We start from the raw sequence: 12,747 nt of genomic DNA, 5'->3' as shown, positions 1-12,747 counted from the left end.
GGAAAAACACGATCAGCCCCCAGGGCGAGGTCGACAGCAAGCGGTCGAATCCCCAGCCGATCACCGCTCCGACGGCAACGCCCGCGATCAATTCGGAGGATAGGCGGAAACCACGCGCCATCGCTGAGGCTCTGGCGGCTCCATCTCCGCTTCCATCTCCGGATTGGTCAGTCTCGTTCTTGCGGGGGCCGCGAAGTTGCGACAGCCGCTGATCGAGATTTCCGAGCCTTGCGGAAAGCGCAGCTTCATCGGGAGCCGAATGCTCGCGATCTCCGTTCTCGCTGTTTTTGTCTGTGCCGTCAGACATGCTCTCGACACCCGACACAACGTCCGCGATTTCAGGAAATAACGCCCGTTACCCTCAAAAGCCGCGCGGACCATACTGACGGCCACAGGTCAAGTCAAGATTGTGCCGCAACCGGCTACATCTTTGAATTAGCTGATTTTATTCCAGAAAATCAAACCGGCTGCGCCCAGTTGCCGCGCTGCGAAAGCGGACTCGCGCCGTTCGCCTGATCGCGTCGGTTCCGCGCGCTCGCGGCAATGGCTTGATGGGGACCAGTGAGCAGCCGCGGATCGCATAGCAGGAAGCAGGTCGATGTCGTCTTCCGCGGCTCGCATCCATTTGCGCCCGGCGCCCGGTGTGACAGTGTAAGGGACTGTAATACTGACGAAAATTTACATGATCGAGGTCTCGACTCGGCTCGGCTCGTTGCCGTTCGTCGTCCTGCGGCGTCAGCGGCACCCGCCTCATCCTGCGATCCGGCCGCATCCCCGTGCGCCCGCATGGCCGCAAGAGACCCGAATCGCATTTGGCTGGTTGCGTTGAAATCGGAGAAGTGGCGCTATAGCTCGATAGTGTCCCGACGCGCTCTGGTCCGTTGACGGGAGCGATCGGCATTGACGGAGCAAAGCATGAGCGCAGTCACGCAGCTTCCCGGATTGTTGCGGATCTCCGCGATCGCCGCGACGCTCGCCTGCTTCGCCGCACCGGCGCTGGCGCAAGCGACGCCGGATACGGAGAAGGGGGGCCGCTATACCCTCACGCCGATGACCGGCGGCTTCGTCCGGCTGGATACCCAAACCGGCGTGGTGTCGCATTGTGCGGACCGGGGCAACGGCTGGGCATGTTACGCGTTGCCCGAAGAGCATGTCGCGCTGGACAAGGAAATCGGCCGGCTGCGGGCGGAGAATGAGCAACTGAGGGCGCAACTCGCCGCGCGCGACTCTGCCGCCGCCGGAAAAGCTCAGAAGGTTTTGCCCAAGGTGGAATCGCCGAGGCCGGGCGAGCCCGGCGCCACGGCGCCAAAAGTCGACGGACGGAAATCCGCCGACGCCAACCGCAACAGTATCGAGGTTCCGTTGCCGAGCGATCGCGACATGGATCGCGTGATGTCATTCGTCGAGCGCGCCTGGCGGCGGCTGATCGAGATGGCCGCCCGTGTCCAGCGTGATCAGTCCGGCGGAATCTGATTGGCGCTTCGATGCGACCTGCGCGCCGGACCTTCGATCCTGGCGCGGCGGCCGTGCATCCTGTCGTTGGAACCCGACGCGCCTCGTCCGGTATAACGATCCGGCCGCATTGCGCAGCCGGCAAGGTTTCCAATCGGAGCGGATGGAGCAGCAACACGTATCGAGGCGTTAACTCGTTAACGTATTCGGCGGCATTGCGCCTTGCAAGACGGGATCGAGCGGGGGACAATCGCAGTTCCGGGCGCGCACCCGGCCTGAAACCGCAGTGAACGTGAACGCCTGGCAAGCCCACGGATTCAATGACAGCATCAGACAGCACCCATATCGTGATCGCCGACGATCATCCCTTGTTCCGGGATGCCTTGCGACAGGCGATTGTGAGTATCGTGCCGGCGAAAATCAGCGAGGCCGGCACGTTCGAGGAATTGACGGCGCGGTTGGAACGGGACGCCGACGTCGACCTGATCCTCCTCGATCTGTCGATGCCGGGGATCAGCGGGTTTTCCGGATTGATCTATTTGCGCGCCCAGTATTCGGCGATTCCGGTGGTGGTGGTCTCGGCCAGCGACGACGTGGCGACGATCCGCCGCTCGATGGATTTCGGCGCCTCCGGGTTCATCCCGAAGCGGCTCGGGATCGAAGCGTTGCGTCCCGCGATCCTCGGGGTCATCAAGGGCGATATCTGGATTCCGCCTGATATCGATCTGTCCGCCGCAGCCGATCCGGAGATGACGCGCCTGCGCGACCGGCTCGTCACGCTGACGCCGCAGCAGGTGCGCGTCCTGATGATGCTGTCCGAGGGACTGCTCAACAAACAGATCGCCTACGAACTCGGCGTATCGGAGGCGACCATCAAGGCGCACGTCTCCGCGATCCTGCAGAAGCTCGGTGTCGAAAGCCGCACCCAGGCGGTGATTGCCGCGGCAAAGATCGCCGGCGATCAGTGGCGTCAGAACGAGCCGTCTGCGGGTTGATGAGAGCGGGACGAGAAAAAGCGTGGGGCGGCTTTCCGCCCGCGTCCCGCTCAAACTAAAATCGAGTTCGCCCGCCGCGACGCGAGATCAATGACCAGTGTCCGTTTATTCCGCGGCGATCTGCTGGTTTCGCCATTGGCCGATCAGCGCCCGCAGCGATGCCGGTTTCAGCGGCTTGTTGAGCACCGAAACCTGTTCGAGCTGCGCCGCCTCGCGGACGTGCGGACTGCGGTCGGCCGTGATCAGGATAGCGGGAATGGTTTCTCCGAATTTTCGCCGGATCTCCCGGATCGTCGCGATGCCGTTGCCGCGGTTGAGATGATAGTCCACCAGCAGACCGGTGATGCATCCGCCGGCCGCTTCGATCGCCTCGATTGCCGCTTCGGGTTCGGCTACGGCGATCACCCGCGCATCCCAGGATGACAGCAGCGTCTTCATGCCGTCGAGAATCGCCGGATCGTTTTCGATGCAGACGATCACGGCTCCGCTCATGGGCGCGTGCGACAGCGGCGTGCTGCTGGTCACCGCGGTGGTGTGGGTGGTGTGATTGACGGCCGGCGCGATCGGAACCGTGACGGAGAACACCGAGCCGCCGCTGCGGTTTGAGTCCAGCGCGATGCTGTGATCGAGCACGCGCGCCAGCCGCTGGACGATCGACAGGCCAAGCCCGAGGCCGCGCGCAATGCGCGCTCCCTGTTCGAGGCGATGAAACTCCTTGAATATTTCGCCGCGCTTGCGGACCGGGATTCCGACGCCGGTGTCGTAGACGTCGATGCGAAGCGATTCGCCGTGACGGCGGCATCCGATCAGGACGCGGCCCTGCGGCGTATATTTGATGGCATTGGAGATCAGGTTTTGCAGCAATCGCCGCAGCAGCATCCGGTCGGACGCGATCGGCAGCGAACACGGCATGAACGTCAGCCGCATCTGCTTGGCCCGCGCGATCGGAGCGAACTCGATTTCGAGCGAGCGCATCAGATCGCCGACGCGGAAGCTCGTGATCGATGTCGTAATGGCGCCGGCGTCGAGCCGGGAGATGTCCAGCAGCGCCCCCAGAATCTCTTCAATCGCTTCCAGCGAATCGTCGATGTTCTGAACAAGCCTGGAATCCTCGCCGCCGGTCTGCCGCTCGACCAGGCTCGTGACATAAAGCCGTGCGGCATTGAGCGGCTGCAGGATGTCGTGACCGGCTGCCGCCAGGAACCGGGTTTTGGAGTTGTTGGCGTCCTCTGCATTGCTCTTGGCCCGCGCGAGCTCCGAATTCAGCCGGGTCAGTTCCTCGGTGCGGTCGCGGACGCGCTTTTCCAGCGTGGCGTTGGCGCGCTCCAGCGCCTCGGCGGCCTCGAAGCTCGGGGTCACGTCGGAGAAGGTGATCACCAGACCGCCGTCCGGCATCCGGTTGGCGCGAACCTCGATCACGAGCTTGCGGTCGGGAAGCCGCTCCAGATAGGGCTGTCCTTCCGTTGTGTACGCGGCCAGCCGGGCCTGCTTCGCAGCCTCGTGATCGATTGGCGGCCGATCGATGGTGCCGATAAAGTCGAGAATTTCCGTCAGCGGAATTCCGATCTGAACGGCTTGCGGCGGCAGCCCGAGGATGTTTCCGAATTGCCGATTCGAACAGATGAGGTGCAGATCGGGGTTGAACACCGCGATTCCCTGCCGCACATGGTTCAGCGCGGTTTGCAGCATCTCGCGGTTGAAATGGAGTGCTGCATGGGCGTCGTCGAGCAGCTTCAACGCCGCCTTCGCCGATACCGTGCGGCGCCGGAGCAATTGCGACATCACCAGCCGCGACGACGCCGCGCCCACCGACGAAGCGATCAGGTATTCGGCGTGCTGCAGCAATTCGAATGCCGCCGGTGCCGCCGGATCGAGACTGAGCCGCCGCATGGCGGCGAACTCCTCGAAGGAGTGTCGCGTGCGCTTGGGGCCGAGGTATTGCGCCACGGCGTCTAAAATATCCTGCACCGTCACCGTCGAGCGCCAGCGTCTGAACGGCGGAGGCAGCGGCGCTGCGTTGGGGGCGAAGATTTCCGCCTGCAACCGCTCGATCGAGGACGGTCGCCGCGTCAGCGAGAGCGCGACATAGGTCAGGATATTGAGAGAGAGACTCCACAACACGCCGTGCATGAGCGGGGGCAGGCTGACGCCGAACAACGCCTGCGGCTTCAGTTCGACGATACCGAACGGACCATGTTGCAGCAGCGTCATGCCGATGGCGCTGCCATTGAGAAAGCTCGGAAGAAACAGCGTGTAGGCCCAGACCGCAAAACCGACGAGCAGGCCGCCCATCGCGCCGCGTGCCGTCGCGCGCCGCCAGACCAGGCCGCCCAGGAACGCCGGCGCAAGCTGCGCGATGGCGGCGAAGGACAACAGCCCGATCGCAGCCAGCTGTGCGCTGCCGAGCGCGCGGTAGTACAAATACGCCATGATCATGATGGCGAAGATCGCAAGACGGCGCGTCTTGAGCAGGAAGTTGCCGAAGTCCTTGCGGCCGCCGCGGGACGCCGGACTGCGCTGCAGCACCAATGGCACGACGATGTCGTTGGACACCATGATCGCCAGCGCGACGCACTCGACGATCACCATCGCGGTTCCCGCCGAAAGTCCTCCGATGAACACCGCGATGCTGAGCAGCCTGGACTGACCCTCGATCGGGAGCGCCAGCACATACATGTCGCTGTCGATAATCCCGAACGGAAAGGTGACGAGCCCGGCGAGCGCGATCGGGACGACGAAGATGTTGATCGCGATCAGGTAAAGCGGAAACAGCCAGCGCGCCCGGCTGACTTCGGCATTGCTGGAATTCTCCACCACGCTGACATGAAATTGCCGGGGCAGCAGCATGATCGCGAGAAACGACAGCAGCGTCATGGTCAGGAAGTTGCCGATCGACGGCGTGTGCTCGATGGCCCGCACAGCCTCCGGCGACTTCATCGCGGCCTCGATCAGTGTGACCGGGCTGAACATCCAGAACGTAACGAAGGCGCCGACGGCGAGGAACGCCACCAGCTTGACGATGGACTCCGTTGCGATCGCCAGCATCAGGCCGTGTTGATGCTCGGTCGCATCGGTCTGTCGGGTTCCGAACAGCACCGCGAACAGAGCCAGCGCGATCGTCACGAGCAGAGCGATGTCGCTGATGACGGGAATTCTGGCGATCGCCTGATCGTCGATCAGGATGGTCCCAAGCGAGGAAGCAACCGCCTTGAGCTGGAGCGCGATATAGGGGATTGAGCCGATCATCGCGATAACGGCGACCGTTGCCGCCACCGCCTGACTCTTGCCGTAGCGCGCGGCGATGAAATCCGCGACCGACGTGATGTTTTGCGATTTCGCCAACTGGATGATCCGCCGCAAGAGCGGCGTGCAGAATGCGATCAGTAGGATCGGGCCGACGTAGATCGCGAGGAACTCGAGTCCGGTGCGGGTCGCAAGCCCGACCGAACCGAAGAAGGTCCAGGATGTACAGTACACCGCCAGCGACAGCGGATAGATCAGCCGGCTGGTGCCGCCGCGGGCAAACCTTGAGTCCCGGTCGCCGTAGCTCGCGACCAGGAACAGGAAGCCGATGTAGCCGATGGCGGCGGCGATCACGCCCCAGTCGTGCAGCATTGCAGGTGGTTCCTCCGGCAGGCGCTGCCCCGGATCTTGCTCAAGATCGAGCGGCTCGATTCTAACATAGGAGTGGCGTTGCGAACGTTAGAATCGGGAGGTCGCGGAGCGCTTGCGGCCATGTGCCGGCGCCGCCGTCATGATTTGCGCACCGGGGCGAATCAGCCTATACACGTATAGGTTGTATATATCAGCAATCTCTTGGGGTGATTAGCGAATGGGCCAGCTTCTGTCCTTCGTTCCGGAAGTCCCGGTTTTCATTGTCGATGACGATCCATCGGTCCGGGAGGCGCTGGTTCTTCTTTTGAAGATCGAAGGTTATGCGCCGCAATGCTTTGGCGACGGTGCCTCGTTCCTTGACGCGGTTCAGAGCGTTTCGCCCGCCTGCGTGATTCTCGATCTGCATCTTCCAGGCGCGTCCGGCTTCGATATCCTGCGCAAGCTGGCGGCTGAGCGGCTTGCCGCACCGATCCTCGTGATCTCCGGCGTGGCCGACATCGCAACCGCTGTCGAGGCCATGAAACATGGCGCGCTGGATTTTCTGGAGAAGCCATTCTCCTCGGAGAAGATCGTCGAGCGGGTTCGTGCCGCGGTGAAAGTGTGGCGCGAGGTGCGGGGCGGCGAGATCGATGGGCTCGCCAATTTCCCCGGGCGCCATCTCTTGACCTGCCGGGAGCGCGAGGTTCTGTCGCAGGTCGCCAGGGGCGCCTCGAACAAGGAAGCGGGCCGCAGGCTCGGCATCAGTCCGCGTACGGTCGAGGTTCATCGCGCGCGGATCATGGACAAGCTCGGCGCCAAGAATGCCGCGGATCTGATTCGGATCGTGCTGTCGGAAGCGAGCGCGCGAAGACGGCTGTCCGCCTCATAGCGCGCCTTTGCGTTTTGACGGAAGGCCGGGCATCGCCGTTCGACGAACGGCGTCGCCTTGCTCGCCTATATCCCGGCTATCCCGGTCGTTCTTCGCTGCGCCTGCGGATCGCTACTCGGCCGCCAGCGATTTCGCCTGCAACGGCAGGCCGAGCTTTTCCCAGACCTGCACCAGGGCTTCCGCCAACTGATCGATCAGCGCGTCCTCGTGATAGGGCGACGGCGTGATCCGCAGCCGTTCCATTCCCTTGGGGACGGTCGGGTAGTTGATCGGCTGGATATAGATCCCGTAATCGTGCAGCAGCATGTCGGAGGCCTGCTTGCAGCGCTCGGGATCGCTGACCAGGACCGGCACGATGTGGGTCGAGGTCACCATCACCGGCAGACCTGCCGCGATCAGGCTCGCCTTGGTGCGCGCCGCGCGCTCCTGATGGCGTTCACGCTCCCAGTTCGATGACTTGAGATGCCGGATCGCCGCGGTCGCGGCCGAGCAGATCGCGGGCGGCAGCGAGGTGGTGAAGATGAACCCCGGCGCATAGGAACGCACGGCGTCGATGATTTCGGATTTGCCGGCGATATAGCCGCCGAGGCAGCCGAATGCCTTGGCCAGCGTTCCTTCAAGGACATCGATGCGATTCATGACGCCGTCGCGCTCCGCGATGCCGGCGCCGCGCGGCCCGTACATGCCGACCGCATGCACCTCGTCGACATAGGTCATCGCACCGTAGCGCTCGGCGAGATCGCAGATCTTCGAAAGCGGCCCGATATCGCCGTCCATTGAATAAAGGCTCTCGCAAGCGATCAGCTTCGGACGGTCGGGATCGGCTGCGCGCAGCAGTTCTTCGAGATGGACCACGTCGTTGTGGCGGAAGACGACGCGCTCGCAGCCCGACTGCCGGATGCCTTCGATCATCGAATTGTGGTTGAGCGCGTCGGACAGGATCAGACAGTTCGGAATGAGCTTCGCAAGCGTCGAGATGCCGGTCTGGTTCGAGACATAGCCGGACGTGAACACGAGTGCCGCCGGCTTGCCGTGCAGGTCGGCGAGTTCCTGCTCGAGCTGGACCAGCGGATGGTGGGTTCCGGCGATATTGCGGGTGCCACCGGCGCCGGTGCCGACGCGGGTCGCGGTCTCGACCATGGCGCCGACGACCTTCGGGTGCTGACCCATGCCGAGATAATCGTTGGAACACCAGATAACGACGTTGCGCGGCCCATTGGAGGTGTGCAACGTGGCGTGCGGGAACCGACCTGCCACACGCTCAAGATCAGCGAAAACACGGTAGCGCCGCTCGTTATGAAGGCGATCCAGCGCGTTACTGAAGAACTTGCTATAATCCATGACTACATCCGGAAAAAAGCCCGGGACGCCGGACCGATCAAAACCTTTTTAGAGCCTTTCCAGCCGGGCTGTCGAGCCGGAATTCGCTAATACGGCGGTTTGAAGGTTAAAAATCGCCATTCATTTGCTCCAGCGCAAACGCGACCGGTCGGCCGGCGCCTTTTTCGCAGACTGGCCCGAAAACCGCGTTGCTCCACGTCCGAAAGGCGCGATCCTCCGGCCATGCCGGAGCGATCAGTGCGGCGGAACGGCGGCCTTGGCATCGTCCAGCGGCGAGCGGATGCCGAGGCGATCGAGCAGCGCGGCGTCGCGCGCGGTCTGCGGATTTTTGGTGGTCAGCAGGACATCGCCGATGAAAATCGAATTGGCGCCGGCCAGAAAGCACAGCGCCTGCAATTCGTCGGTCATGTATTGGCGTCCCGCCGACAGTCGCACCACGCTCTTCGGCATCATGATCCGCGCCACCGCGATCATGCGGACCAGCGCGATCGGATCCGGCCGCGCGGCCGTATCATTGACGGGCACCGCCTTGACCTCGTTCCACATATTAATGGGCACGCTTTCGGGATGTGCTGGCAGGTTGGCCAGCAGCATCAACATGCCGAGCCGGTCGCCGACCTGTTCTCCCATGCCGATGATGCCGCCGCAGCAGACCTTGAGCCCGGCCTCTCGCGCATGGGCGAGCGTGTCGATGCGATCCTGCATCGTGCGCGTGGTGATGATCTTGCCGTAGAATTCGGGCGAGGTGTCGACGTTGTGGTTGTAGAAGTCGAGACCGGCCGCATGCAGCCGCCGAGCCTGATCGGGCGTCAGCATGCCCAGCGTTGCACAGGTCTCCAGGCCGAGTTCCTTCACGGCGCTGACCATGTCGCAGACCCGGTCGAGATCGCGCTCCTTCGGATTGCGCCAGGCGGCCGCCATGCAGAAACGGCTGGCGCCGGCATCTTTCGCCCGCCGCGCGGTCTCGATGACCGCCTCATGGTCCATCAGCTTGGTGGCCTTCACGCCGGCATCGTAATGCGCGCTCTGCGCACAGTAGCCGCAATCTTCCGGACAGCCGCCGGTCTTGATGCTGAGCAGGCTCGCGGTCTCGACCTGATTGGGATCGAAATTGCAGCGATGAACGGTCTGCGCCCGGAAGATCAGATCCGGGAAAGGGAGATTATAAAGTGTCTCGGTCTCGGATCGCGTCCAGTCGTGGCGTAACCGCGAGGACGGATTATCGCCGCTGTCGAACGAAACCGCTGCTGCATCCATTGTCGTCAGGATCCCTGTATTGCCGCGTTACGCCGGAGGAGCGAGCCAGCTTCCGCGGCCCGACGATACCATGGCGTGCCGCGAATTTCGAATGACCCCTGACGGGGTTTATCGGAAGCCGTCGCGTTCATGAAGCGCAAAACAAAAGGCCGGCATGTCATGCCGGCCTTTTCTATTTCGAAACCCTCGGGATGGGGGAGTAATCAGTATCCCGGGGCAAGCGGAGCGGTCGGGGCGCCCCAGTTGAAGCGATAGTTCAGGCCGACCTTGATGGTGTGTTCGTCGTTGCGGAAGCCACCAACCACGAAAGTGGGAGTGAGATAGGTGACGTTGCCGAAATCGTAGTACTGATACTCGATCTTGCCCGACCAGTTCTGGGTGAACAGGTATTCGAGGCCGCCGCCGACGGTGTAGCCGTCGCGACCGCCGGAGCCGGTGAAGCCGTTGGTGAAGCGCGAGTCGGCCCAGCCGTAGCCGCCCTTGACGTAGAGCAGCGCCGGACCCCAGGTGTAGCCGAGGCGGCCGGTCACCGAGCCGAGGCCACGATTGGCGAAGAAGCTGCCGGTGTCGAGGAAGCTGTAGTTGGCTTCGAGGCCGAAGACCCAGTTCGGCGAGAACTGCGTGTCGTAGCCGACCTGCACGCCGCCCATGAACACGCCGTCGGTCCCGTTGGGAGCGACAACGTTGTCGTCGCCGCCGAATGCGCCGCCGACGTGACCGCCGATGTAGAAGCCGGTCCAGTTGTAGATCGGCGCAGGCATATAGGCCGGAGCCTTGGTGTACGGCCGGGCGGCAAGATCGGCGGCTTGTGCCGGCACGATCGCGCTGAGGCCGATGATTGCCACAGAGGCGAGCAGAATCTTTTTCATTATATGTTCTCCAGGAATTCGATATCCGAAGCAACCGTTGGTCGGCCCCGTCACTTCGGACCCTAAACGATTCTCGGCAAAAAGCTGTCACTGAGAGGCCACACTCGGAATGTTCGTAAGCCTTTGGGGAACCACGGAACTTGTTGCCTAACGCTGCCTTAATCGGAACTAAATGATGCCTTAATCGGCGAGTCGCCATGCGCACGAGAAAGTTGCCAAGGCTCTCAAGAGAACCTTTTTCTGACCGGGCAGGAATCCGAGGCTTCTCGGCGGCAGTCATTCCGGAAAATGGTGCTGCCAGACAGGATTGAACTGTCGACCTCTCCATTACCAATGGAGTGCTCTACCACTGAGCTACGGCAGCAAGCCCATCGCGGGGAATCAGCTTAAAAAGGGCCCGCAAGGCAGGTCGATCCTTGCCACAAGGCCGAAAGGCGCGCAAGCGGACAAGAATGGGGTATCCGGGTGCGGGTCGATGCCATCTGGCGCGGCAACGGAGCCAGCGTGTATGTTGCGTCGTCATTTCACCTGGCAACGGTGGATCGGACCGGGCGTATCCGACAGGCAGCAGGGCCATGATTGACAAACCGGACATGGATCGCAACGGAGGAGATGCGGGGCGCGAGATGCGGCTGCGAGCTGCGTTGCGCGAAAATCTCAAGCGGCGAAAATTGCAGTCCCGCGGCCGCGCCGATCAGGCTGCCGCAGCGAATCGATCTGATTCGGAATGCCGGGACGAATGAAGAATCGTCGTCTTCGAGCGCGCGACAGGTGCGGTTCGGCGAGGCGTGTCGTCAAAGGGTGGACGACTCCGGGCATTTCGCCGTAAGCCCCTCATGTCGCCTTAATTTTCCATGCTTTGGAGCGTCGGGCGATTTCCCTTATAGTTCATCCTTCGAAAACAGGAATCGGCATGGATCGCATTCGTATTGTCGGCGGCAATAAGCTCAACGGCACCATTCCGATTTCCGGCGCGAAGAATGCGGCGCTGCCGTTGATGATCGCGGCGCTTTTGACCGAGGAGACACTGATCCTCGACAACGTGCCGCGGCTCGCCGATGTCGCACAGTTGCAGCGCATCCTCGGCAACCATGGCGTCGATATCATGTCGGCGGGCAAGCGCCCTGGCGATCACGAATATCAGGGGCAGACCCTGCACATTTCGGCCGCCGACATCATCGACACCACCGCGCCGTACGAGCTGGTCTCGAGGATGCGAGCGAGTTTCTGGGTAATAGCCCCGCTCCTGGCGCGGATGCATGAGGCGAAGGTCTCGCTGCCCGGTGGTTGCGCCATCGGCACCCGTCCGGTCGACCTCCTGATCGTCGCGCTGGAAAAGTTCGGCGCCGAGATCGTAATCGACGGCGGCTACGTGATCGCGAAAGCGCCCGGCGGCCTCCGCGGAGGCGAGGTGGATTTCCCCAAGGTGACCGTGAGCGGCACCCACGTCGCGATGATGGCGGCGACGCTGGCGAAGGGCACCACCGTCATCACCAACGCGGCCTGCGAGCCGGAGATCGCCGACGTCGCTGACTGTCTTAACAAAATGGGCGCGCGGGTTTCCGGCGCGGGCACGCCGCGGATCGTCATCGAGGGCGTCAGCAGGCTCGGCGGCGCGCGGCACACCGTGCTCCCCGACCGGATCGAGACCGGCACCTATGCAATGGCGGTGGCGATGACCGGCGGCGAGGTGCTGCTGCGTGGCGCGCGGCCCGAACTGCTGCAATCCGCGCTCGATGTGCTGGGCGAGGCGGGCGTCGTCGTCACGCCGAACAACGAAGGCATACGAGTGGCCCGCAACGGTGCCGGCATCAATCCGGTGACGGTCTCGACGGCGCCGTTCCCCGGTTTTCCGACCGACCTTCAGGCCCAATTGATGGCGCTGATGACGCGCGCCAAGGGCTCGTCGCGCATCACCGAGACCATTTTCGAAAACCGCTTCATGCACGTGCAGGAGCTTGCGCGGTTCGGTGCGCGCATCCATCTCGACGGCGAAACCGCCACCATCGAGGGTATCGGAACGTTGCGCGGCGCGCCGGTCATGGCGACGGATTTGCGCGCCTCGGTGTCGCTGGTGATCGCGGGGCTCGCCGCCGAAGGCGAGACCATGGTCAACCGCGTCTATCATCTCGATCGCGGCTTCGAGCGGCTGGAGGGAAAACTGTCGGCGTGCGGCGCCTCGATCGAACGGATCCGCGACTAGTGTGGTGGTTCAGAAGTTTGCTTCATTGCCCAATCGAGTCCGTCAAGCGAAACCTCTGACCTAAACCACGCTAGAATCATAAAGTTGCTAGTATCCCTTTGATTCCGAAGTTCGCATCAAAGGTTGCTGCAAGGGTATGCGAACTTC

9 protein-coding genes and 1 tRNA gene are annotated in these 12,747 nt (G+C 62.8%); 4 read left to right on the top strand and 6 right to left on the bottom strand.

The genetic code is table 11. The annotated features are described in order from the left end of the window. On the bottom strand, window positions 1-307 hold a 307-nt coding region (locus tag BGN91_RS13605; RefSeq protein ID WP_292613963.1), incomplete at its 3' end, for an AtpZ/AtpI family protein. Window positions 308-915: 608 nt separating this feature from the next. Here BGN91_RS13605 and BGN91_RS13600 point away from each other — a divergent pair. Beyond that, entirely contained in the window at window positions 916-1,473 is a 558-nt protein-coding gene (locus BGN91_RS13600) for a hypothetical protein (RefSeq protein WP_292613961.1), read from the top strand. A 299-nt stretch (window positions 1,474-1,772) separates the two neighbouring features. Next, window positions 1,773-2,447, top strand: coding sequence for a response regulator transcription factor (locus tag BGN91_RS13595; RefSeq protein ID WP_292613959.1), 675 nt, complete (start codon window positions 1,773-1,775; stop codon window positions 2,445-2,447). Between the two features lie 105 nt (window positions 2,448-2,552). Here the strand turns inward: BGN91_RS13595 and BGN91_RS13590 are convergent, their stop codons facing one another. Continuing rightward, window positions 2,553-6,062 (bottom strand): hybrid sensor histidine kinase/response regulator, encoded by a 3,510-nt coding sequence (locus BGN91_RS13590; RefSeq protein ID WP_292613957.1) that lies wholly within the window; start codon window positions 6,060-6,062, stop codon window positions 2,553-2,555. A gap of 217 nt (window positions 6,063-6,279) precedes the next feature. Between BGN91_RS13590 and BGN91_RS13585 the strand changes: the two genes are divergently transcribed. Then, window positions 6,280-6,930, top strand: a complete 651-nt coding sequence (locus BGN91_RS13585) for a response regulator (protein WP_292613956.1) — start codon at window positions 6,280-6,282, stop codon at window positions 6,928-6,930. A 111-nt stretch (window positions 6,931-7,041) separates the two neighbouring features. Here the strand turns inward: BGN91_RS13585 and hemA are convergent, their stop codons facing one another. The 4 genes from hemA to BGN91_RS13565 form a co-directional block, all read right to left on the bottom strand. After that, on the bottom strand, window positions 7,042-8,271 hold the full coding sequence (gene hemA, locus BGN91_RS13580; protein ID WP_292613954.1) for a 5-aminolevulinate synthase: 1,230 nt from the start codon (window positions 8,269-8,271) through the stop codon (window positions 7,042-7,044). A gap of 234 nt (window positions 8,272-8,505) precedes the next feature. Continuing rightward, window positions 8,506-9,528, bottom strand: coding sequence for a biotin synthase BioB (gene bioB, locus BGN91_RS13575; protein ID WP_292613952.1), 1,023 nt, complete (start codon window positions 9,526-9,528; stop codon window positions 8,506-8,508). A gap of 203 nt (window positions 9,529-9,731) precedes the next feature. Beyond that, on the bottom strand, window positions 9,732-10,397 hold the full coding sequence (locus BGN91_RS13570) for an outer membrane protein (protein ID WP_292613950.1): 666 nt from the start codon (window positions 10,395-10,397) through the stop codon (window positions 9,732-9,734). A 289-nt stretch (window positions 10,398-10,686) separates the two neighbouring features. Beyond that, window positions 10,687-10,761, bottom strand: a tRNA-Thr gene (locus BGN91_RS13565). A 549-nt stretch (window positions 10,762-11,310) separates the two neighbouring features. Between BGN91_RS13565 and murA the strand changes: the two genes are divergently transcribed. Further along, window positions 11,311-12,600: a UDP-N-acetylglucosamine 1-carboxyvinyltransferase gene (murA, locus tag BGN91_RS13560; protein ID WP_292613948.1), complete on the top strand. Its 1,290-nt coding sequence runs from the start codon at window positions 11,311-11,313 to the stop codon at window positions 12,598-12,600. Window positions 12,601-12,747: the final 147 nt, after the last annotated feature.

The sequence above is a fragment of the Nitrobacter sp. 62-13 genome (assembly GCF_001896955.1).
In the GTDB taxonomy this organism is placed as follows: Bacteria; Pseudomonadota; Alphaproteobacteria; order Rhizobiales; family Xanthobacteraceae; genus Nitrobacter.
Note: the sequence above shows the minus strand (reverse complement) of the source record. Positions and strands in the feature narration are given on the sequence as shown.

What these genes read in the sequence shown, in the direction of transcription:
- hemA (WP_292613954.1), bottom strand. Translation starts at nt 8,271, where the DNA reads ATGGATTATAGCAAGTTCTTCAGTAACGCGCTGGATCGCCTTCATAAC.
- BGN91_RS13585 (WP_292613956.1), top strand. Translation starts at nt 6,280, where the DNA reads ATGGGCCAGCTTCTGTCCTTCGTTCCGGAAGTCCCGGTTTTCATTGTC.
- murA (WP_292613948.1), top strand. Translation starts at nt 11,311, where the DNA reads ATGGATCGCATTCGTATTGTCGGCGGCAATAAGCTCAACGGCACCATT.
- bioB (WP_292613952.1), bottom strand. Translation starts at nt 9,528, where the DNA reads ATGGATGCAGCAGCGGTTTCGTTCGACAGCGGCGATAATCCGTCCTCG.
- BGN91_RS13570 (WP_292613950.1), bottom strand. Translation starts at nt 10,397, where the DNA reads ATGAAAAAGATTCTGCTCGCCTCTGTGGCAATCATCGGCCTCAGCGCG.
- BGN91_RS13595 (WP_292613959.1), top strand. Translation starts at nt 1,773, where the DNA reads ATGACAGCATCAGACAGCACCCATATCGTGATCGCCGACGATCATCCC.
- BGN91_RS13590 (WP_292613957.1), bottom strand. Translation starts at nt 6,062, where the DNA reads ATGCTGCACGACTGGGGCGTGATCGCCGCCGCCATCGGCTACATCGGC.
- BGN91_RS13600 (WP_292613961.1), top strand. Translation starts at nt 916, where the DNA reads ATGAGCGCAGTCACGCAGCTTCCCGGATTGTTGCGGATCTCCGCGATC.